The organism is Amycolatopsis sp. NPDC059027 (genome assembly GCF_042739735.1).
Taxonomy (GTDB): Bacteria; Actinomycetota; Actinomycetes; order Mycobacteriales; family Pseudonocardiaceae; genus Amycolatopsis.
Genome location: NZ_JBHYIK010000023.1, coordinates 99,484 through 119,777 on the forward strand (window position 1 = coordinate 99,484; position 20,294 = coordinate 119,777).

Genomic DNA, 20,294 nt, shown 5'->3' on the forward strand with positions numbered 1-20,294 from the left:
GCCCATGTTACGTACCGGTAGGGCTGCTCTGTTTGTCCCGGTTGGATTTCGGCTTGCGCGGCTTGTCGAGGTCCTCACGCAGCCGGTCCAGTTCGCTACGCAGGTAGTCGCGCGTGGCGACCTCGCCGACGGCCAGCCGCAGCGCGGCCAGCTCCCGCGCGAGGTACTCGGTGTCGGCCTTCGTCTGAGCGGCCCGGTTTCGGTCCTCCTCCAGCGAGACGCGGTCGCGGTCGTCCTGGCGGTTCTGCGCCAGCAGGATCAGCGGCGCCGCGTAGGCGGCCTGCGTCGAGAACGCCAGGTTCAGCAGGATGAACGGATACGGATCCCACTGCAGCGAGACGGCCGCCAGGTTCAGCGTGATCCAGACGATGACGATCAGCGTCTGCCAGAAAAGGTACTTCCCGGTCCCGAGAAACCGCGCGATCTTCTCGGTGAAGCGCCCGAACGAGTCCGGGTCGATGTTCAGCCGGAACCGCGTCTGGCTGCGCGGCTGGTCCAGCCGCCGCCTGCCGGTCAGTTCAGGCACGGTCCGCCTCCTCGTGCTCATGGTCGTCGTCCTCCGCGGCACTGTCGCCGGTGACATCGTGCAGGCCGGTTTCGCGCCAGTCCTCGGGCAGCAGATGGTCGAGGACGTCGTCGACGGTGACGGCGCCGAGCAGGTGGTCCTCGGCGTCCACGACCGGCGCGCACGCCAGGTTGTACGCCGCGAAGTAGCGGGTCACCTCGGCCAGCGGGGCGGTCGGGCGCAGCGCCGTCAGCCCGGTGTCGACGGCGCTCGCGACCAGTTCGGCCGGGGGCTCGCGCAGCAATCGCTGGAAGTGCACGACACCGACGAAGCGCCCAGTCGGAGTGGCCGAGGGCGGGCGGCAGACGAACACCATCGTCGCGAGCGCCGAGGGCAGTTCGGCGTTGCGGATGTGCGCGAGCGCTTCGGCGATCGTGGAATCCGGGGCCAGCACCACCGGCTCGGGCGTCATCAGCCCGCCCGCGGTGTCGGACGAGTACGCCAGCAGCCGTTTCACCGGCGCGGACTCTTCCGGCTCCATCAGTTCCAGCAGCCTGTTCTGCTCGGCGGGGGCGAGCTCGGCCAGCAGGTCGGCCGCGTCGTCCGGGCTCATCGCCTCGAGGATGTCGGCCGCGCGTTCCTCGGCCAGGTACGACAGCAGCTCCTTCTGGTCGTCCTCCGGCAGTTCCTCGATCACGTCGGCGAGCTTCTCGTCGTCCATCGCGTCGGCGACTTCGTGACGGCGTTTCAGCGGCAGGTCCCGCACGGTGGCGGCGACGTCGACCGCGCGCATGGTGTCGAACAGCATGAGCAGCTGCCCCGCGCCCTGTGGCTGGCCGGACAGGTCGGTCAGCCCGAGCCCGGCCACCTCCGACCACGGCAGCACCTGCATCGCCGACCGCCGCCTGCCGAGGCCGAGCCTGCTGGAGCGCTCCCGGATCGCCAGCTTCGCCAGCACCCAGTCGCGGGTGCGGGTGGGCTCCATCGCCGCGTCGACGACGGTGATCCTGGTCTGCGACCCCGGCAGCGTCGCGTGCGCGTCGAGCAGCTGGCCGAGCACCAGGACCTCGTTGGGGCGCTGGTGGAAATGCCGCATGTTGACCGATCCGGTGGCCAGCGTCACCGCGGTCGGCTCGATCGCGGTCACCCGCAGCATCGGCACGAAGACCCGGCGGCGGGTCGCGAGCTCCACGACCAGGCCGAGGATGCGCGGCGGCTGCTGGTCCAGGCGCAGGCCGGCGACCAGGTCACGGACCTTGCCGATCGACTCGCCGTCGGGCCCGAAAACCGGCAGACCAGCCAACTGAGCCGCGAAAACCCTGTTCACTGGGGCCATGGGGCAAAGGCTAGCGGGTCATCCGGCGGTTCGCGCGAGAGCCCATCGCGTGATCATCGGCGCGGGCGCGGTGGGGGAATCGTCGTCTTCGTCCTCGATCAGCCAAAGCCAGTTCTGGACGCCGCGTACGAGCGTCCACGCCCGCGCGCGCTCGGCGTCGAGGTCGGCGGCCGCGACGATCGCCGCCAGCCGATCGTCCAGAGTGGACTCCTTGAACCGGTTCCACAGCAAGGGAATCACGCCGTACTCCAGATCGCCCGCGAGCGGCTTCGGGTCGATGACCAGCCATGGCTCCCGCTGTCCGGCCAGCACGTTCTCGAAGTGCAGGTCCTCGTTCACCAGCAAGTTCGCCGAAGAAGGCCCGAGCGAACGACAGACCTCGACGGCGGCGTCGACGAACTCGCGCGGGAACGGTCTCCCCAGCTCTTCCCACTCCTCCGGCAGATCCTCCGCCAGCCGCCCCGCTTCGTCGCGCAGGTTCCGGGTCAGCCGGGGCGGCGCCGGAACGGCCAGCCGCCGGGCCAGCCCGCCGATGATCCCGACGGCTTCGTCCAGTGGCTCGCCGTCGAGCGTCCGGGTGGCGTCCAGCCGTTCGAGAAGCAGCGCGCCGTCGTCGGATGCGTTGTCCAGCAACAGAACCGCGCCTCGACCGGCCCATGTGGACAGTGCGAGCGGCTCGTCGGCGGTGTCCTCGTCCTGGAAGCCCAGCTTCAGCACCACCGGTGTCCCGTCGGGCAGCCGGGCGGGCTGGACGACGCCGACGTAGCCGTGCATCGCGGCGCCCTCGAACGTCAGGTCCCACTTCCGGGCGTACCGCGCGGCCAGCTCGGGCACCGTGGCCAGCCAGGCGACACCCTCGTCCCCGAGGACGGACGGCACCTGAGCGGCGAATTCCGGCGGGATCTCGATCACGCGTCCAGCCTGCCAGCCGGGGGCAAGAGCATTTCCCCCATCGGCGCCCGGGCGTACTCTCGGGGAGGGGGAGCGACCCAACGGAGCTGCCATGTTGATGGGAATCCTCAGCGCGGTCGTGCTCGCCGGTGGTGCCTGGCTCGCGGCGAGCGTGCGCGTGGTCAAACAGTACGAACGCGGCCTGATCTACCGCTTCGGCCGCGTCCGGGCGAGCGTCCGTGAGCCGGGACTCACGCTGCTCGTGCCGTTCGTGGATCACCTGCAGAAGGTCAACATGCAGATCGTGACCATGCCGGTGCCGGGGCAGGACGGCATCACCCGCGACAACGTCACCGTCCGGGTCGACGCTGTCGTGTACTTCAAGGTCATCGATCCGGTGGTCGCGGCCGTAAACGTACAGGACTACCGCTCCGCGGTCGGCCAGGTCGCGCAGACCTCGCTGCGCTCGATCATCGGCAAGAGCGACCTCGACGATCTGCTGTCCAACCGGGAACGTCTCAACCAGGGCCTCGAGCTGATGATCGACAGCCCCGCGCTGGGCTGGGGCATCCACATCGACCGGGTCGAGATCAAGGACGTGGCGTTGCCGGAGGCGATGAAGCGCTCGATGTCGCGGCAAGCCGAGGCGGAGCGGGAACGGCGCGCACGCGTCATCTCCGCCGACGGTGAACTGCAGGCCTCGCACAAGCTGGCGCAGGCCGCGGCGACGATGGCCGACACGCCCTCGGCGTTGCAGCTGCGGCTGCTGGAGACCGTGGTGCAGGTGTCCTCGGAGAAGAACTCGACGCTGGTGCTGCCCTTCCCGGTGGAACTGCTGCGTTTCCTCGACGCGCAGACCCTGAAGGCGACCGAGCCCGCGAAGGAGGCGCCCGCACCGGAACCGCCCGCGGCGGAAGCGAACGGCCACGGTGCCCCGGCGCCGAGACTGCCCCAGGAATCCGACGTCGTGACCCCGCGGCCCGCGGACTAGTTGTCGAGCTTTCCGTTGACGCCCAGGATGATGATCGTGGTGAGGAAGCCGATGTAGAGCGCCACGATGACGTAGCCGACGACGACCGCGGCCAGCGCGATGCTGCGCCCGCCCGCTTCGCCGCGGTTGGCCTTGGCCAGCGCGATGTGTCCCATGATCAGCCCGGGCAGCGCGGTGACGCACGAGCAGAACCCGAGGATCGAGCACACCAGCGCGCCGATCGCGAGGCCGTTGTCCTGCGATTGCGCCGAACCCATCGGCGGGACGCCGAACGGCGCGGGCGGGCCGTAGGCGGGTTGGCCGTACGGCGTTCCGTATGGCGGGGGAGGCGGCGGGTAGGCCGCGCCCGGATACGGCGTCGCCTGTGGCGGCGTGGTGTCCGCGGCGGGTGGGGCGAACGGGTCCGCCGGGGGAGCGTCCGCGGCGGGCGGCGGGCTCGCCGGTGGCTCGGCGCCCGGGATGTTCGCGACCGGGATGTCGAGCGGGACGACCGGTTCGAACGGTGCGGGGTCGGCCGTCGCGGGTGGCTCGTAGGAGCTGGGCTCGGCGGTGGACGGCGCTTCGTACGGCGCGGGATCAGCGGTCGCCGGCGGCTCGTAGGACGGCTTCGCCTGTTCGGGCCGGTCCTGCGGGTCGGGTGTGGTGCTCATGGGCTGTCCCCTTGGTGTTGATTCGCCGGGCCCTAACGGTAACGCCCGTGCCGGTGCGGGCTCAGCGCGTCCCGGCGACCCCGCCGAGGAAGGCGATGCCGAAGATGATCCAGAGCACGAACGGGATCAGCCAGAGCCCGACCGTGACGTAGCCGATGATCATCCCGGCCTGCGCCATGCCCTGGCCGCCCGCTTCGCCGCGTTTGGCCTTGCTGTAGGCGACGTGGCCGAAGATGATGCCGAGGATCGACGTCAGTCCGCAAAGGACGATCCCGATGAGGGAGCACACCAGCGACGCGATCGCCATGCCCTGCTCCTGCTGCGGCATCGGGCCGTAGCCGTAGTAGCCGTAGGGGACGGGCGGCCCGTAAGCCGGGGGATACGGCTGGCCGTAGGTCGGCGGCTGCTGTCCCGGCGGCAACTGCGGCTGCTGGCTCCCGTACGGGTCCTGCGGATAGGTCATCGTTCCCTCACCCTCTCGCGACCCGTCAGCGTAGCTCCCGGCCGGGTGAGCGTGAGCACCCTCATAGCAGGGTGCCGGGTTTCGCGTCATACTCACCGGTAACCCAGCGCCGGGAGCCGGCGTCCCCCTCCTGTCGGAGAAAGAGAGCTGCGATGGCCCGCCTCGCCCAGACCGCCGGTTTGACCGATGTGCAGTCGGAGATCCTTGCCACGGTTCGTTCGTTCGTGGACAAGGAGGTCATTCCGCACGCGCAGGAGCTGGAGCATTCCGACACCTATCCCGCCGACATCGTCGAGGGGATGAAGGAGATGGGGCTGTTCGGGCTCACCATTCCGGAGGAGTACGGCGGGCTCGGCGAGTCGCTGCTGACGTATGCGTTGGTGGTCGAGGAGATCGCGCGCGGCTGGATGAGCGTGTCCGGCGTGATCAACACGCACTTCATCGTGGCGCACATGATCAAGCAACACGGGACGCCGGAGCAGAAGCAGCATTTCCTGCCGCGGATGGCGACCGGTGAGGTGCGGGGCTCGTTCTCGATGTCGGAGCCGGATCTGGGCTCGGATGTCGCGGCGATCAAGACCAGGGCGCGGCGAGACGGGGACGACTACGTCATCGACGGCTCGAAGATGTGGCTCACGAACGGTGGCTCGTCGAACCTGATCGCGCTGCTGGTGAAGACCGACGAGGGCGCGGAAAAAGCGCATCAGAACCTCACGACGTTCCTGGTGGAGAAGCCGGAGGGGTTCGGCGAGGTGGCGCCGGGGCTGACGATCCCGGGCAAGATCGACAAGATGGGCTACAAGGGCGTGGACACCACCGAGGCGGTGTTCGACGGCTTCCGCATCGGCGCGGACAAGGTGCTCGGCGCCGCGCCGGGCAAGGGGTTCGCGTTCATGATGGACGGGGTCGAGGTCGGCCGCGTCAACGTCGCCGCCCGCGCGTGCGGGATCGCGATCCGCGCGTTCGAGCTCGCGGTCGAGTACGCCCAGCAGCGCAAGACGTTCGGCAAGGCCATCGCCGAGCACCAGGCGGTGGCGTTCAAGCTGGCCGAGATGGCGACCAAGGTCGAGGCCGCGCATTTGATGATGGTCAACGCCGCGCGGCTGAAGGACTCCGGTGAACGCAACGACGTCGAGGCCGGGATGGCCAAGCTGATCGCGAGCGAGTACTGCGCCGAAGTCACCCAGGACGCCTTCCGCATCCACGGCGGTTACGGCTACTCCAAGGAATACGAGATCGAACGCCTCATGCGCGAGGCCCCGTTCCTGCTCATCGGCGAAGGCACCAGCGAAATCCAGAAAACCATCATCAGCCGCGGCCTCCTGCGCGAATACAAGTCCCGCGGCTGACCGGGGCGTGGTGCTGAAGGACGCCATCAGTGCACTCAACGCACTGAAAGCGTCCTTCAGCACCCCCAACGCACCGAAGGCGTCCTTCAGCACGCACCCGGGATATCTCACACTCCGGTACCCCCGTCCGTACGTCGGGTAGGCACGGTTCGCACCTCCTTGACAAGATGGGGGACCTACCGAGCGCGGACGAGCGGGTGATGATGGTGACTGGACCTTTCGGCGGTGGCGGGCGGCAGGCAGGCGGCATGCCCCGGCTGCCGACGCCGCCGACCGGCTGGCCCATCGGGTCGTACGCGACCTACGGCGAGGCCCAGCAGGCGGTGGACTTCCTCGCCGAGAGCGAGTTCTCGGTCGGCGATGTCACGATCGTCGGGGTCGACCTGATGCTCGTCGAGCGCGTCATCGGCAGGCTCACCTGGGGCCGCGTGCTCGGCACCGGCGCGGTGTCCGGCGCCTGGTTCGGGCTCTTCGCCGGGCTGCTGCTCGGCCTGTTCGTCAACCAGGGGTTCGCGCTGCAGCTGCTCACCGGGCTGGTGCTCGGGGTGCTGTCCGGGCTGATGTTCGCCGCGATCGGGTACAGCATGTCGCGCGGGCGCCGGGACTTCTCCTCGGCCAGCCAGCTCGTCGCGGGCCGGTACGACGTCCTCTGCCAGCCGAGGACCGCCGAACGCGGCCGCGAACTGCTGGCCAAGCTCGCCCTCGGCTCCCAGAAGTAACGCCGTTACCCCATTCGGCGCCGGACCGGCAACCCCTCTTCCGAGCGGGATTCCAGGGGTTGCCCGGCGTTTCACGCCGCGGTGGGCTGAATCGTTACCGATACTGCTTGCGAGCACTGATCGCCGGGCATAAGTTGTCCGACACCAGTCGGGCGGCGGTGGAACTCCACCATCGTCGCCCGAGTACTAGCACGTCGGTGTGCTGGCACGGGTCTGCCTCAGCTCGTCGCGGTGCCTGCCACGCGTCGCGGCCTCCGGCGTGCGCGGGGCGAGGAGGCCTTTCATGGGGAAAAGGATCACCGCGCGTATCCGGGGACGGTCCCCCGGACGCCGCACCACCGCCCTGCTGGGCGCCGGCACCCTGACCGCGGGGCTGCTCGCGGGCTGCGGTGGCGGCGGGGGCGTCACGATCAACGTCTACCAAGCACCCGAGGACCACTTCCAGCAGGTCGTGGACAACTGCAACGCCAAGGCCGCGGGCCGCTACAACATCGTCTACAACAAGCTCCCGCGTGGTTCGGACGGCCAGCGCGAGCAGATGGTGCGCAGGCTCGCCGCCGGGGACAGCTCGCTCGACGTCCTCGGCCTCGACATCACCTGGGTGCCGGAGTTCGCCGAGGCGGGCTGGGTCGAGGAGTGGACCGGCGAGCACAAGGCGCAGGCGACCGAAGGCGTGCTGTCGGCGCCGCTGGAAACCGCCACATGGCACGGAAAGCTCTACGGGGCGACGAAGAACACCAACGTGCAGCTGCTCTGGTACGACGACCGCGTCACGCCGAACCCGCCGAAGACGTGGGACGAGATGATCGCCCAGGCCGAACAGCTCAAGGCGCAGGGCAAACCGCACAACATCGTGTTCACCGGCGCGCAGTACGAAGGCCTCGTGGTCATCTACAACACGCTCGTCGAGTCGATGGGCGGGCACCTCCTGTCCGACGACGGGAAGTCCGTGGTCATGGACGCCGGCGCGGTCAAGGCGCTCGAACTGCTGAAGCGGGTCACCTCCTCGGGGATCACCGACCCGTCGCTGACGAACTCCAAAGAGGACGATGTCCGGCAGGCCTTCCAGCGCGGGACCGCGGCGTTCGAGCTGAACTGGCCGTTCGTCTACGCCTCCTACGCCAAGGAGAAGCCGCAGGACGTCAGCCACTTCAAGTGGGCGGTCTACCCGCAGGCCGATCCGAACACGCCCGCGAAGACGACGATCGGTGGCGTCGACTTCGCCGTCAGCGCGTATTCGCAGCACAAGCCGGAGGCCTTCGAGGCGGCGTTGTGCTTGCGCAGCCCCGAAAGCCAGAAGTTCTCGGCGATCAACGACGGCGTCCCGCCGACGATCGAGTCGGTCTACCACGACGATGCCCCGGTCGATCCGAGCAAGCCCGTCAGCGGCGACAACCCGAACATGGCGGCGAAGTACCCGATGCGGGACAGCATTCTCACGGCGTTGAAGAACGCGGCGCTGCGCCCGCTCACCCCGGCGTACCAGAACGCCTCGACCGTCATGTCGAAGATCCTTTCCCCGCCCTCGGCGATCGACCCGCAGAAGACCGCGGACAAGTTGCGGGAGCAACTCGACGACGCCCTCCAGTCGAAGGGAGTGATCCCGTGACCGTGCAAGAAACATCCACTGTGGACACCGCGGCGCCCAGGAAGGGCAAGCCCGTCCTGTCCGAAGGCAAGAAGGCCGAGCGCAAGCTGGGCCTGCTGCTGTGCGCGCCCGCGGCCTTGGTGATGATCGCCGTCACCGGCTATCCGATCGTGTACTCGCTGTGGCTCTCCCTGCAGCGTTACGACCTGCGTTTCCCGGCGCAGAAGGAGTTCGTCGGCCTCGCGAACTACGCGGCCGTACTGTCCAATTCGTACTGGTGGACGGCGTTCGGCACCACGATGGTGCTGACGGTCGTCTCGGTCGCGATCGAGTTCGTGCTCGGGATGGCGCTCGCGCTGATCATGCACCGCACGCTCGTCGGCCGGGGCCTGATCCGGACCGTCGCGCTCATCCCGTACGGCATCGTCACCGTGGTCGCCGCGTTCTCGTGGTACTTCGCGTGGACGCCGAAGACGGGGTACCTCGCGAACCTCATCGCGCCGGATTCGGCTCTGCTGACCGAAAAGGTCCCGTCGCTGCTGATCATCATCGGCGCCGAGGTGTGGAAGACGACGCCGTTCATGGCGCTGCTGCTGATGGCGGGTCTCGCGCTCGTGCCGGACGATCTGCTCAAGGCCGCCGCGATGGACGGTGCGACGGCGTGGCAGCGGTTCACCAAGGTGATGCTGCCAGTGATGAAGCCGGCGATCCTGGTCGCGCTGCTGTTCCGCACGCTCGACGCGTTCCGCATCTTCGACAACATCTTCGTGCTGACCAACGGCGCGCAGGACACGTCGTCGGTGTCGATGCAGACCTACAACAACCTGGTCAAGGGGCTCAACCTCGGGATCGGGTCCACGATGGCCGTGCTGATCTTCCTGACCGTGGCGATCATCGCGTTCATCTTCATCAAGGTGTTCGGCACAGCGGCGCCGGGTTCGGATACTGGGGGGAGGCGCTGATGGCCATCGGAGGTGCGGTCACGACCGGCCGCAAGGTGAAATGGGGACTCGTCGACATCCTGGTGCTGGTGTTCGCGCTGGTACCGGTGCTGTGGGTGGTGTCGCTGTCGTTCAAGACGAAGGACACGATCACCGACGGGAGCTTCATCCCGAACTCGTGGACCTGGCAGAACTACGCGGACATCTTCCAGACGACGGAGTTCATCCGGGCGCTGGTCAACTCGATCGGCATCGCGATCATCGCCACCGTGATCGCGGTGGCGCTGGGCACGATGGCGGCGTACGCGATCGCCCGGCTCGACTTCCCCGGAAAGCAGCTGCTGGTCGGGATGTCGTTGCTGATCGCGATGTTCCCGCAGGTGTCGCTGGTGACCCCGTTGTTCAACATCGAGCGGAGCCTCGGCCTGTTCGACACCTGGCCAGGCCTGATCCTGCCGTACATCACGTTCGCGCTGCCGCTGTCGATCTACACGCTTTCGGCGTTCTTCCGGGAGATCCCGTGGGAACTGGAGAAGGCGGCCAAAATGGACGGTGCCACGCCGGCGCAGGCGTTCCGGAAGGTCATCGCGCCGCTGGCCGCGCCGGGCGTGTTCACCACGGCGATCCTGGTGTTCATCTTCTGCTGGAACGACTTCCTGTTCGCCATCTCGCTGACGTCGACCACGGCGTCGCGCACGGTGCCGGCGGCGCTGTCGTTCTTCACCGGGTCCTCGCAGTTCGAGGACCCGACGGGGCAGGTGAGCGCGGCCGCGGTCGTGATCACCATTCCGATCATCCTGTTCGTGTTGTTCTTCCAGCGTCGCATCGTGGCGGGGCTGACGTCCGGTGCGGTGAAGGGGTAAGGCCATGGCGGAAATCGTTCTGGACAAGGTGTCCAAGAAGTACCCTGACGGCGCGCTCGCCGTGTCCGAAGTGGACCTGACGATCGCCGACGGCGAGTTCATCATCCTGGTCGGGCCGTCCGGCTGCGGGAAGTCGACCACGCTGAACATGGTGGCCGGGCTGGAGGACATCTCCTCCGGCGAGCTGCGCATCGACGGTCAGCGGGTCAACGAGAAGGCCCCGAAGGACCGCGACATCGCGATGGTGTTCCAGTCCTATGCGCTCTATCCGCACATGAGCGTGCGGGAGAACATGGCCTTCCCGCTGCGACTGGCCAAAGTGGACGACAAGACCGTGCGGGCGAAGGTCGACGAGGCCGCGAAGATCCTCGACCTGACCCAGCACCTCGACCGCAAACCCGCGAACCTCTCCGGTGGTCAGCGGCAGCGCGTCGCCATGGGGCGGGCGATCGTCCGTAATCCCAAGGCGTTCCTGATGGACGAGCCACTGTCCAATCTGGACGCCAAGCTCCGTGGTCAGATGCGGACCTCGGTGTCGAAGATCCAGAAACAGCTCGGCACCACGACGCTGTACGTCACGCACGACCAGACCGAGGCCATGACGCTGGGCGACCGCGTCGTGGTGCTGCGGGCGGGCTACGTGCAGCAGATCGGCTCGCCGCAGTTCCTCTACGACAACCCGGCGAACCTGTTCGTGGCGGGGTTCATCGGCTCGCCGTCGATGAACTTCGTCCCCGCGACGCTGGAGAACGGGGCCGCGCGCAGCGCGCTCGGCGACATCCCGCTGACCGACCGCGTGCGGCGGCTGGTCGAGGGCGCCGACGCGCCGCGCGAGGTCATCGTCGGCATCCGGCCGGAGTACTTCGAGGACGCGACGCTGCTCGACGCGGCGCAGAAGTCCTCGGGCGCGTCGTTCACCGCGCACGTCGACGTCCTGGAGTCGATGGGCTCGGAGAAGTTCGCGCACCTCACCGTCGAGGGCGAGCTGGCGACCACCTCGGAACTGGCCGAGCTGGCCGAGGACAGCGGCTCCGCCGACGTCCCGGGTGGCGGCGCGCAGATTGTCGCGCGGCTCTCGGCGGCGTCGGCCGCGGCGGAGAACGCGGACCTCGAAGTCTGGTACGACGCCGACAAGATCAAGCTGTTCGACCCCTCCTCCGGCAAGAACCTCACCTATTCGGAGTAGTCCGTCGCGGCTGTCCGTGAATGCCACATTGAGGGACTCAGAGTCCCTCAATGTGGCACTCACGGACCTTTTCCGGAGGTGCCCGGCTGGGTATCATCGGCGGGGATGGCGACTTTATGGGGAATTTCTTTCGACGCCGCGCCGATCTCCGGTCTTGTCGTGGAGTTCGTCAAGACCGCCCGGATATTCCGGGATCGTGGTTTCCGTATCTGTCTCGACCTCGGCTATGACGTCAAGGCCGACAAGAACGCGTTTTTCCGGCCGTACCGGGACGAACAGCGGCAACTGCCCGAATGGGTCGAACTGAGCCGGGTACCCGGAATCGAGCGGCTGCCAGGCTACGGTCCGGACCTCGTCACCGAGCTGATGACCGGCCTCGGTTGCCGGGACGAGCGTGTGGATTTCCTGGCGGACCAGCTAAGACGCCTGATCCTCGATGAATGGGCACGGCTGGATGTGTCCTTCGTGATCGTGGAGAACGGAACGCTGCCGGAGAACGTCGTCTACACCGAGGCGTTGTATCGGGCCATCGAGGAATACGGTGCGAGCAGAAGACTCGGCCGGTTCGTGGTGTGGCGGGACCACGATCTGATGTGGCAGAGTGAACCGGGAACGGGAAAATACGGCGAGTTCCCGTATCCGGGCACGGTCGCGCCCCGGAATTCACCGTTCGTTCAGTATGTCGTCCTGCACGCCAGGGCACGCGATCAGATGCTCGACTGGGTGCCGGGCCTGCGCGATATCACCGTGCTACCCAATACGTTCACCCACGCGACGGCGGAAATCACGTCACGCAACGCCGGATTCCGGGCCGAGTTCGGGATTCCCGGGCACGTTCCGCTGATCGCCCGATGCACCCGGATCATCCGGCAGAAACGCATCGACCGCGACCTGCGTCTGCTCGCCGCGCTGGGAAGCCGCGTCGAGCCATGGCTCTTCGTCGCCGGAGATACCGGCGAATCGCCGGAGGAGTACGCGCGGCTCACGGCGCTGGCCGAAGAACTGGGAGTGCGGGGCAGAGTGGTGTTCGGCGGACGGCTGGCGCCTCGGGAAAGCCCGTCGGCAGAGGGGTATTCCGTCCGCGACCTGCTCGCGCACGCGACCGTCATGTCCTTCCTGACCTCCTACGACTACGAGAGCTACGGGAACCCGATCGGCGAGGCCATCGCGTCCCGCGTTCCGTACCTGAGTACGCGTTACGAGCTGTACGAAACGGTGTACGGATCGCACGGCTTCCGCGCGCCGGTACTGGACATCACCGCACACGACCTGCCCGCCGAGTCCTTTGTGGACGAAGTGGCGGAACTCCTGACCGACGAGCGAAAGCGAGCGGAGATGGCGGAGCACAACTTCCGGCTGGGCGAACGCCGGATCGGCCGGGACCGCGCCGAGGAACTGGTGGATCGCCTGCTGCCCGCACCGATGGGCGATCGGGTACGGATGAGCGTGGTCGTCCCGGTGTTCAACGAGGCCGCGAACCTGCCGTCGGCGCTGGACTCGCTCTACGACCAGCGCGACGCCGACGGCGCGCTCCTCGATCGTTCGCTGTACGAGATCGTGCTGGTGGACAACAACTCCACCGACGACACCGCCGAAGTCGTCGCCCGGTTCACCGCCGGGCATCCGGACCTGGCGATCCACCTCGTCCCCGAACCGGAGCAGGGCCCGGCGTGTGCCCGCCGCACCGGAATGGACTTCGCCGCCGCTCGCAGCAGGCGCCGGGCCGCCGCCGACGAAGGCCGGTTCTATCTGGTCGGTGCCGACGCGGACTGCCGAGTCGCACCGGACTGGCTGTGGCAGCTCTTCGTCGCGATGGAGTCGGACAAGAAAGCCATCGGGGTCTGCAACTACTACTACGAACCGGAGCATTTCACGCACCGGCCGCGCCTGTGGCACGCGATCGACCGGACGCTGCGCTGCCGCGAGGTCACCTTCTCGCTGTTCGGCGGTTTCCCCGACGGCAAGGGATTCGCGGTGGATCGTGACGTCTACGAGGCCGTCGGCGGCGTCGAGATCTTCTACCAGCTGCGCGACGGGAAGTTCGTCAACCACCTCTCCGACGACTGGGACTTCGGGATCAAGGTCCGTGCTTCGGGTGAGGACATCGGCTACGCGCCGCTCTCCCGCGTCGAGATCAACCCGCGCCGGGTCAACCACGCGATCGAGGAGGTCATCACCGGCACGGCGTACGGTTCGGGCGGCACCATCGTGATGCGCGACATCCGCGTCGACGACCCGGTGGTGGATCGCGAGGTCGACCTCACCGCGGAGGAAGCGCAGCAAGCATGGGAGTTCTCCATCAAGGACTTCACGCCCAAGAACACCATTCTGCCGGTGCTGCTCACACCGTCCCTTTTGGACGACGCGAGGGTGGTCGAGTTCTTCGGTGCCGACCTGGCGCGGCGCCTGCGGCGGCGGATCGCCGAGATCACCGACGAGACGCGGCTGCGGGACTTCACCCCGATCCACTCGTACAAGACGCCGTCGTTCCGGCTGTATTTCGAATTCCGGGAGGAGATCTTCGCCCGTTTGCGTGCCACGGTCGGCGAGGACATCGGGTACCCGCCGCCCCTTCCGCCGTGCCTCGCCGAGGTCCCGGAGGAACGGTTCGCCGAATTCGTGCGCTACTACTGCGAGGACCGGGAATCCGGCGACGCGCACGACTATTTCGGCAACGGCGGGGTGTTCTGATGGACGCGCTGGAATCCCTGCTGGCGATCGACCCGTCGGCGCCCGTACCCGCGGTCCAGAAGGCGTTGGCCGATCCCGTCAACCGGCATCTACTCGACTATGTCACCGAGGACCCGTTCGGCGCACACGTCTTCCCTGGCAACGAAATCGGTTACGCTCCGGAGAAGTTCCTGGCCGACCTCGACGCCCAACTGGCGGACAGCGCGCCGATCCATCTGTGGTCATACATCCCGACCTGCGCCTACCGTTGCCGCTTCTGCCAGTACCCGGTGGTGCTCGTCAAGGGCGAGCCCGAAGTCGCCGACACGAAGGCCGCGCAGTGGGTCGACCGGAACATCCGCGAGGCCCGGCTGTGGCTGGCGAAGGTGCCGAACCTGGCGAAGGCGCCGATCGGCGAGTTCAACGTTTTCGGTGGTACGCCGTCATTGCTGCCCGCCGACGCGATCCGGCGGCTGCTGGACTTCTACCGCGAGAACTTCGCGTTCGGCCCGGACACGAAGATCCGGTTCGAGGGCGACCCGAGCACGTTCACGCGAGAGAAGCTGGAACTGCTGGCCGAACTGGGCTGCACGAAGCTGTCGAGTGGGGTGCAGTCGTTCGACGACCACGTCCTGGAGTTGTGCGGACGCGAGCACACGTCGGCGATGTGCGCCGATTTCGTCCGCAACGCGCAGAAGCTCGGGTTCGAGTGGGTGAGCATCGATCTGATGTACGGCCTGCTCGATCAGAGTGTCGACAGCGTCCGGCGCGATCTGGACGTCGTGCTGGAGCTGGCGCCGACCGCGGTGGTCTGCACGAAGCTGCACCTCAAGTCCTATTCGGACACTCGAACCGGCGTCGCCGGGGTCCAGCCCGCGGCGTGGCAGCTGCCGGACTACCGCGACCGGATGGCCGGGCGCGGGCATCACTGGCCGACGCTGGGGGAGCAGTACCAGATGCGCGAGATCCTCACGGAAGGCTTGCGCGGCAACGGGTACACCGAGTGGCCGACCATGTATTTCGCCCGCGGCGGGCAGCCGGAGAAGTGGAAGGCCATCATGGTCGACCAGGACAAACAGGAGGCCGAGGTCGCGATCGGGCTCGGTGGCAGCTCCAGCTGCCGCGCGTCGGAGGCGATCACAGATGTGCACTGGCAGCGGTACTCGGAGGCAGTGGAGGCAGGCCGGATCCCGCTCGGCTCGGCGACGCGGTTCAGCGAGCGGGCGCAGGAGGCGCGCGCGGTGAAGATGGCGCTCACGACGTTGCGCCCGCTGGACGACGCGCTGCATCGCCGCCGCTTCGGGCGTTCGCTGTTCGACGAGCCGTGGCTTTCACGATTCTCGGCGCTGGCCTCGCGCGGCCTCGCCGACGTCGACCCCGGCCGGGGCACGATCACGCTGACCCCGGACGGCGAGGTCCTCGTCGAAGCGATCATCAACACCGAACTCGCCTGACGCGAGGTCAGGGGAGTTTCGGGAACACGACGGCGGCGGCGGAGCGGGCGGCGGCACACGTCGCGTCGTTCGCGTCGCCCGCGGTCTCGACGACGATGAGTTCGGCCTTCTCGCTGCGCCCCGGTGGTCCTTGCGCGGTGTCGACCGTGCAGAACGCTCCGGACGTGCTCACCCGAGCCTCGCGCCCGCCGAGCGCTTCGGTCGGGCCCTGCGCGGCGGCCTGGTCGACCGAGAGCCGCAGGCTCACCTTGCCGCGGATGCAGCTGTGCCCGGACAGCGCCGGCGCCAGTTTGGTTTCCGGCCCGCTCGCGGCGTCGAGGTCGTGCGTTTCGATCAGCGGGCACGGGTCGACCCGGCCCCACGACTTGTCCGGGAACGCGAGCCTGCCCACCTTGCCCGCCGTGATCGCGGCGAGCGCGCCGCCGACCGCGGCGTCCGCCTTGGCGCAGCGCGCGTCGGCGGGGCCGGGCGTGGTGACGTCGGTCACTGACAGGTTGAGGCGGATCCCGTCGGCGAACGTGATCACTCGGGTGCAGGTGGTGTCGGTGTTGAAGGCGGACTGCTGGACGCTCACCCCGGACGGCGTCGATCCGATGTAGGAGTCGTACGGCTTGAGGTTCGGGTCGACGTCGGTGGACAGCGGGCCGATCATCACCACGCGGTGGACGTTGTTCTCGGTCAGCTGGGCGCGGCACCACTCGAAGGACGGGCCGGGCGGCTGCGCGACCTGTCCCGCGCCGGTCACTCTCGGCAGGTCGAGCAGGCTGCAGTAGTCGATGGTGCCGAAATCGCCGAGAGCGTTGACCGCGGTCAACGGCGCTGTCGTCGGGGGCTCCGGCGATGCCTGGGGTCTCGCGCATCCGGCGACGAGAACGGTACCGCTCAGGGCAAGGGCCAGTAGTCGGCTGATCCAAGGCACCGGGAGTGAGTATCACTTGTGGTGCGGGAAAAGCCACCCCATGTGCGCAATTACCCGCGGCGAAGTGGACGAGCGGTACGGCCGGCCCCCTAAGGGATGAGTCCGTCTCTTGCCTGATGCGAACGCGGCTTCACGCTGGTGAACTGGTGTTGTACGGCGGAAGTGCCGCCGATGACGAAGGATGTGACGACGTGAGTACTCCCGTGCCGCAGAAGCTGACCCGGCCGCGCCGTGGCCGCATGATCGCGGGGGTGTGCGCCGGGATCGCGCAACGGTTCGGCATCTCGCCGGGCGTCGTCCGGCTGCTCGCCGTGCTGTCGTGCATCCTGCCGGGGCCGCAGTTCCTGATCTACCTCGTGATGTGGGCCGTCATCCCCAGCGAGTGAGGGCTGTGCTCAGAGACCTTTCACCGAGGTCACGAAGGGGCGCCACGAGCCGGTGGACAGTGTGAGCGCGGGGCCGTCCGGGTCCTTGGAATCACGGACCGCGACCGCTCCCGAGGCGATGGCCACTTCGACGCAGGCGGTGTTTTCGCCCTGGCTACGGCTGCTCTTGAACCAGTTTGCCCGACTCAGGTCCACCGCTTCACCTCATGTGCTCACGTGGTCGGCGAGCTTCAAGAGGAGTTCGCGTGACTCCTGCTCGCCGAGTGCGATCTTACTCAGATTGGCGAATCGCCGTGCCAGCTCTGCGACCTGCGGAGCTTTGACCAACTGCAGGTTGCCTCCCGCATGGTCGACGTAGCCGAGATCATCGATCGTGTCCGGGGGAAAGGTCAGAATCGAGAAGGCCCTGCGCAGCCCCTCATGTGCGCCCGCAGCATCTGGGATCACCTGCACGGTGACATTGTCCAGCTCGGAGATCTCGATGATGTGCAGCAGCTGCGCGACAACCACGCTGCTTTTGGCGATCCTCCTGGTGAGGGCGGTTTCGTCAATGAGAGCGTGAAGGACGAGTGGATCTTCCTCACGGAGTCGTTTCGTGCGGTGCATGCGCACGTTGAGGTTGCGATTGCGTTCCCGAGTGCCGCTCTTCGCGAAGAATGCGGCAGCGTAGTCTTCGGTCTGCAACAAACCAGGAACCGAGGTCACCTCGAAGTTGCGACTGAGACCGCTTCCGCTTCCAGAGCCGGGTAGCTGTCAGCGGCCACGCCTTCGATCCTGTTCTGTCCCTTTTCCATCCGCGACAACGTGCTCGTCGACAAATCGAGGTCGGCACTGGCCTGTTCGAGCGTCAGCCCCGCCCGTTCCCGCCATGCTCGCAGCTCTTTGCCGAGCTGCAGCCGTTTGATCGCCGGAACGCTGTAGGACGCCACCCGCGTACCTCCCCTGTACCCCGTCTCATGACCACGCGGGCAGCAGTGTCCGTGCGGGAGGCGGACGTCGGGATCCCGGCTTGTTCACCGGATCGGGGAATCAGCCGTGGCGAGGAGGACGCCATGCGCAGGCGGCGGCGTCGAGGTCGTCGATGCACATCGGGCCGTGCGGCAGGTCGGTGGCGCGGCCCGGCTCGGCGCGGAGACCGTCGAGGATCAGCGCGAAGTAGCGCCGCCAGACGCCGGGCTGGATCGCGTGGGTGTACTCGATGACCTCGCCGATCATCTGGTGGAGCATCGGCATGTCGGTCGGGGAGAAGTCGGCACGCAGCTGACCCGACTCCTGCGCCCGTTCGATGAGCCGTGTGACCAAGGGCACCAGGCGGCTTTTCACTTCGGCGACGCGCTCGCGGCCGAACGCCTTGGACAGCATGACCTCGCGCAGGCCGCGGTCGCTCGAATGCAGTTCGACCGTTTTCCAGGCGAAGTCGAGGAAGCCTTCCCAGGGGTCCTCGAAGGCCAAAGCGGCCTCGGCCATCGTGCCGACCTCTTCGAGCCGGTCGACGAACATGGCCTCGACCAGGTGTTCCTTGTTGGGGAACCGGCGATACACCGTGCCGACGCCGACTCCGGCGTGATGCGCGATGTCGTCGAGGGTGGCTTCGAGCCCGCGCTGGGAGAAGACCTCGCGCGCGGATTCGAGAATGCGCCGTCGATTGAGCTCAGCGTCACGCCGCAGCGGCCGCGCCGGTGCGGCGGGAGCAGCGTCCCGTGCCATGTGTCCCATCTTAACACTTAAGTTGAGGCAGCCCCTCCGGTTCTTGTGTACCGTGATCGGCGTAAGGGGAGACGGTTACTCCACATAGCTTCGTTGCTCACTATTCGTAAGGGACCTTTCGATGACTCAGTCATCCGTCGCTGTCGCCGCGCCACCGGGGGACGTCCACAGCGCCAACCCGCATCACGCCAGACGCTGGCTGATCCTCGCGGTGATCGGCATCGCACAGCTGATGGTGGTGCTCGACGCGACCGTCGTGAACATCGCGCTGCCCTCGGCGCAGCACGCACTCGGCTTCTCCGACGACGCCCGCCAGTGGGTCGTCACCGCGTACGCGCTCGCGTTCGGCAGTCTGCTGCTGCTCGGCGGACGCCTGGCGGACCTGTTCGGCCGCAAGAACGCACTCCTCGTCGGCCTGGCGGGGTTCGCGGCGGTGTCGGCGCTCGGGGGAGCGGCGTCCAGCATCGAACTGCTGCTGGTCGCGCGGGCCGCGCAGGGTGTCTTCGGCGCGCTGCTGGCGCCGGCGGCATTGTCGTTGCTGACGACGACGTTCACCGACCCGAAGGAACGCGGACGCGCCTTCGGGGTGTACGGCGCGATCGGCGGTGGGGGTGCCGCGGTCGGGCTGCTGCTCGGGGGTGTGCTGACGCAATACCTCGACTGGCGCTGGTGCATGTTCGTCAACATCATCTTCGCGGTCGTCGCGTTCGTCGGTGGTTTGCTGTTGCTGCGCAAGCAGGAATCCGACGGTCCGCGGCCGAAGCTGGACCTGCCCGGCACCATCACCGCGACCGCGGGTCTGTTCGCCGTCGTCTACGGTTTCTCCAACGCGGAGCACAACTCGTGGTCTTCGGCGTCGGTGTGGGGCTTCCTGGCCGCCGGTGTCGCGCTGCTCGCCGTGTTCACCTGGCTCCAGACGCGCGTCGCGCATCCGCTGCTGCCGCTGCGCGTGCTGCTCGACCGCGACCGCGGCGCCTCGTACATCGCGATGTTCCTGCTCGCCATCGGGATGTTCGCGATCTTCCTGTTCCTGACGTTCTACGTGCAGCTGAACCTCAAGTTCACCCCGATCCAGAGCGGTGTCGGCTTCCTGCCGATGGTGGCCTCGCTGATGTTCGCCGCGACGACCGCGACGAGTGTCCTGCTGCCGCGCATCGGTGCGAAGCCGTTGGTGCCGACCGGCATGGTGATCGCGGCGCTCGGGCTGTTCTGGCTCAGTGCCATCGATCTGCAGAGCACCTACGCCAACGGTGTCCTCGGCCCGCTCATCGTGATGGGCCTCGGGATCGGCCTGTCGATGGCGCCCGCGATGAGCGTCGCGACTTTCGGCGTCGACCCGCACGACGCCGGTGTCGGCTCCGCCGCGGTCAACACGATGCAGCAGGTCGGCGGTTCCATCGGCACCGCGCTGCTGAGCACGCTGGCCAGCAACGCCGCGACGTCGTTCATCGCGGGTAAGCAGCCGACGCAGCAGCTCGCGGCCGAAGCCGCCGTGCACAGCTACACGACGGCGTTCACCTGGGCCGCGGTGATCTTCCTCGCGGGCGGTGTCATCACCGGCCTGATGCTGCGGCCGGGCAAGCCCGCCGCCGCCCCGGAAGGCGCCCCAGCAGCCGTCCACATGTGACACTGCGGCTCATGCGCCCGAATGTGGCGTTCGGTGCGTTGGACGCACC

General features: G+C 67.7%; 21 protein-coding genes. 11 read left to right on the forward strand and 10 right to left on the reverse strand.

Features of this window, described 5'->3' with window-relative positions:
- Nucleotides 1-7: 7 nt before the first annotated feature.
- From ACFWY9_RS18175 to ACFWY9_RS18185, 3 genes are read right to left on the reverse strand one after another with little or no spacing between them, the layout of a single operon-like run.
- Nucleotides 8-526 carry a DUF1003 domain-containing protein gene (locus tag ACFWY9_RS18175; RefSeq protein WP_378327935.1) on the reverse strand — a complete coding sequence of 173 codons (519 nt, stop codon included), beginning with the start codon at nt 524-526 and terminating at the stop codon, nt 8-10.
- Complete coding sequence (locus tag ACFWY9_RS18180) at nt 519-1,841, reverse strand: magnesium transporter MgtE N-terminal domain-containing protein (protein ID WP_378327934.1); 1,323 nt, start codon at nt 1,839-1,841, stop codon at nt 519-521. The genes ACFWY9_RS18175 and ACFWY9_RS18180 overlap by 8 nt, the downstream gene beginning before the upstream one ends.
- 18 nt (nt 1,842-1,859) lie before the next feature.
- Nucleotides 1,860-2,753, reverse strand: a complete 894-nt coding sequence (locus ACFWY9_RS18185; RefSeq protein WP_378327933.1) for an aminoglycoside phosphotransferase family protein — start codon at nt 2,751-2,753, stop codon at nt 1,860-1,862.
- Between the two features lie 91 nt (nt 2,754-2,844).
- Between ACFWY9_RS18185 and ACFWY9_RS18190 the strand changes: the two genes are divergently transcribed.
- Nucleotides 2,845-3,723: a slipin family protein gene (locus tag ACFWY9_RS18190; protein ID WP_378327932.1), complete on the forward strand. Its 879-nt coding sequence runs from the start codon at nt 2,845-2,847 to the stop codon at nt 3,721-3,723.
- Here the strand turns inward: ACFWY9_RS18190 and ACFWY9_RS18195 are convergent.
- On the reverse strand, nt 3,720-4,373 hold the full coding sequence (locus ACFWY9_RS18195; RefSeq protein WP_378327931.1) for a DUF4190 domain-containing protein: 654 nt from the start codon (nt 4,371-4,373) through the stop codon (nt 3,720-3,722). The two genes, ACFWY9_RS18190 and ACFWY9_RS18195, sit on opposite strands and share 4 nt — an antisense overlap.
- Before the next feature lie 61 nt (nt 4,374-4,434).
- Nucleotides 4,435-4,836 (reverse strand): DUF4190 domain-containing protein, encoded by a 402-nt coding sequence (locus ACFWY9_RS18200; RefSeq protein WP_378327930.1) that lies wholly within the window; start codon nt 4,834-4,836, stop codon nt 4,435-4,437.
- A 152-nt stretch (nt 4,837-4,988) separates the two neighbouring features.
- On the opposite strand from ACFWY9_RS18200, the gene ACFWY9_RS18205 reads away from it, so the two are divergent.
- The 8 genes from ACFWY9_RS18205 (at nt 4,989) to ACFWY9_RS18240 (ending at nt 15,606) form a co-directional block, all read left to right on the forward strand.
- The gene (locus ACFWY9_RS18205) at nt 4,989-6,185 is read left to right on the forward strand and encodes an acyl-CoA dehydrogenase family protein (protein ID WP_378327929.1); all 1,197 of its coding nucleotides are present in this window, start codon (nt 4,989-4,991) and stop codon (nt 6,183-6,185) included.
- Between the two features lie 200 nt (nt 6,186-6,385).
- Entirely contained in the window at nt 6,386-6,904 is a 519-nt protein-coding gene (locus tag ACFWY9_RS18210; RefSeq protein WP_378328020.1) for a general stress protein, read from the forward strand.
- Between the two features lie 283 nt (nt 6,905-7,187).
- Nucleotides 7,188-8,513, forward strand: coding sequence for an ABC transporter substrate-binding protein (locus ACFWY9_RS18215; RefSeq protein WP_378327928.1), 1,326 nt, complete (start codon nt 7,188-7,190; stop codon nt 8,511-8,513).
- Nucleotides 8,510-9,454, forward strand: coding sequence for a carbohydrate ABC transporter permease (locus tag ACFWY9_RS18220; protein ID WP_378327927.1), 945 nt, complete (start codon nt 8,510-8,512; stop codon nt 9,452-9,454). Before ACFWY9_RS18215 ends, ACFWY9_RS18220 begins: the two co-directional genes overlap by 4 nt.
- Nucleotides 9,454-10,296 carry a carbohydrate ABC transporter permease gene (locus tag ACFWY9_RS18225; RefSeq protein WP_378327926.1) on the forward strand — a complete coding sequence of 281 codons (843 nt, stop codon included), beginning with the start codon at nt 9,454-9,456 and terminating at the stop codon, nt 10,294-10,296. The genes ACFWY9_RS18220 and ACFWY9_RS18225 overlap by 1 nt, the downstream gene beginning before the upstream one ends.
- A gap of 4 nt (nt 10,297-10,300) precedes the next feature.
- The gene (locus ACFWY9_RS18230; protein WP_378339308.1) at nt 10,301-11,482 is read left to right on the forward strand and encodes an ABC transporter ATP-binding protein; all 1,182 of its coding nucleotides are present in this window, start codon (nt 10,301-10,303) and stop codon (nt 11,480-11,482) included.
- Nucleotides 11,483-11,587: 105 nt separating this feature from the next.
- Nucleotides 11,588-14,173 carry a glycosyltransferase gene (locus tag ACFWY9_RS18235; protein WP_378339309.1) on the forward strand — a complete coding sequence of 862 codons (2,586 nt, stop codon included), beginning with the start codon at nt 11,588-11,590 and terminating at the stop codon, nt 14,171-14,173.
- On the forward strand, nt 14,173-15,606 hold the full coding sequence (locus ACFWY9_RS18240; RefSeq protein ID WP_378339310.1) for a radical SAM protein: 1,434 nt from the start codon (nt 14,173-14,175) through the stop codon (nt 15,604-15,606). The genes ACFWY9_RS18235 and ACFWY9_RS18240 overlap by 1 nt, the downstream gene beginning before the upstream one ends.
- A 7-nt stretch (nt 15,607-15,613) precedes the next feature.
- On the opposite strand, the gene ACFWY9_RS18245 is transcribed toward ACFWY9_RS18240, so the two are convergent.
- Nucleotides 15,614-16,420, reverse strand: a complete 807-nt coding sequence (locus ACFWY9_RS18245; protein ID WP_378339311.1) for a hypothetical protein — start codon at nt 16,418-16,420, stop codon at nt 15,614-15,616.
- Between the two features lie 296 nt (nt 16,421-16,716).
- Between ACFWY9_RS18245 and ACFWY9_RS18250 the strand changes: the two genes are divergently transcribed.
- Entirely contained in the window at nt 16,717-16,911 is a 195-nt protein-coding gene (locus ACFWY9_RS18250) for a PspC domain-containing protein (RefSeq protein WP_378327921.1), read from the forward strand.
- A 9-nt stretch (nt 16,912-16,920) separates the two neighbouring features.
- On the opposite strand, the gene ACFWY9_RS18255 is transcribed toward ACFWY9_RS18250, so the two are convergent.
- The 4 genes from ACFWY9_RS18255 to ACFWY9_RS18270 form a co-directional block, all read right to left on the reverse strand.
- Nucleotides 16,921-17,106, reverse strand: coding sequence for a DUF397 domain-containing protein (locus tag ACFWY9_RS18255; RefSeq protein WP_378327920.1), 186 nt, complete (start codon nt 17,104-17,106; stop codon nt 16,921-16,923).
- 9 nt (nt 17,107-17,115) lie between these two features.
- Nucleotides 17,116-17,616 (reverse strand): DUF5753 domain-containing protein, encoded by a 501-nt coding sequence (locus ACFWY9_RS18260; RefSeq protein WP_378339312.1) that lies wholly within the window; start codon nt 17,614-17,616, stop codon nt 17,116-17,118.
- Nucleotides 17,613-17,840 carry a helix-turn-helix domain-containing protein gene (locus ACFWY9_RS18265; RefSeq protein WP_378339313.1) on the reverse strand — a complete coding sequence of 76 codons (228 nt, stop codon included), beginning with the start codon at nt 17,838-17,840 and terminating at the stop codon, nt 17,613-17,615. Before ACFWY9_RS18265 ends, ACFWY9_RS18260 begins: the two co-directional genes overlap by 4 nt.
- Nucleotides 17,841-17,940: 100 nt before the next feature.
- On the reverse strand, nt 17,941-18,618 hold the full coding sequence (locus ACFWY9_RS18270) for a TetR/AcrR family transcriptional regulator (protein ID WP_378327917.1): 678 nt from the start codon (nt 18,616-18,618) through the stop codon (nt 17,941-17,943).
- Nucleotides 18,619-18,739: 121 nt separating this feature from the next.
- Between ACFWY9_RS18270 and ACFWY9_RS18275 the strand changes: the two genes are divergently transcribed.
- Nucleotides 18,740-20,245 carry an MFS transporter gene (locus ACFWY9_RS18275; protein WP_378327916.1) on the forward strand — a complete coding sequence of 502 codons (1,506 nt, stop codon included), beginning with the start codon at nt 18,740-18,742 and terminating at the stop codon, nt 20,243-20,245.
- Nucleotides 20,246-20,294 lie beyond the last annotated feature (49 nt).

Bases quoted from the DNA above. Each gene is read 5' to 3' on its own strand.
- ACFWY9_RS18180 (WP_378327934.1), bottom strand. From the start codon at position 1,841: ATGGCCCCAGTGAACAGGGTTTTCGCGGCTCAGTTGGCTGGTCTGCCG.
- ACFWY9_RS18190 (WP_378327932.1), top strand. From the start codon at position 2,845: ATGTTGATGGGAATCCTCAGCGCGGTCGTGCTCGCCGGTGGTGCCTGG.
- ACFWY9_RS18195 (WP_378327931.1), bottom strand. From the start codon at position 4,373: ATGAGCACCACACCCGACCCGCAGGACCGGCCCGAACAGGCGAAGCCG.
- ACFWY9_RS18200 (WP_378327930.1), bottom strand. From the start codon at position 4,836: ATGACCTATCCGCAGGACCCGTACGGGAGCCAGCAGCCGCAGTTGCCG.
- ACFWY9_RS18205 (WP_378327929.1), top strand. From the start codon at position 4,989: ATGGCCCGCCTCGCCCAGACCGCCGGTTTGACCGATGTGCAGTCGGAG.
- ACFWY9_RS18210 (WP_378328020.1), top strand. From the start codon at position 6,386: ATGATGGTGACTGGACCTTTCGGCGGTGGCGGGCGGCAGGCAGGCGGC.
- ACFWY9_RS18215 (WP_378327928.1), top strand. From the start codon at position 7,188: ATGGGGAAAAGGATCACCGCGCGTATCCGGGGACGGTCCCCCGGACGC.
- ACFWY9_RS18225 (WP_378327926.1), top strand. From the start codon at position 9,454: ATGGCCATCGGAGGTGCGGTCACGACCGGCCGCAAGGTGAAATGGGGA.
- ACFWY9_RS18230 (WP_378339308.1), top strand. From the start codon at position 10,301: ATGGCGGAAATCGTTCTGGACAAGGTGTCCAAGAAGTACCCTGACGGC.
- ACFWY9_RS18235 (WP_378339309.1), top strand. From the start codon at position 11,588: ATGGCGACTTTATGGGGAATTTCTTTCGACGCCGCGCCGATCTCCGGT.
- ACFWY9_RS18240 (WP_378339310.1), top strand. From the start codon at position 14,173: ATGGACGCGCTGGAATCCCTGCTGGCGATCGACCCGTCGGCGCCCGTA.
- ACFWY9_RS18270 (WP_378327917.1), bottom strand. From the start codon at position 18,618: ATGGCACGGGACGCTGCTCCCGCCGCACCGGCGCGGCCGCTGCGGCGT.
- ACFWY9_RS18275 (WP_378327916.1), top strand. From the start codon at position 18,740: ATGACTCAGTCATCCGTCGCTGTCGCCGCGCCACCGGGGGACGTCCAC.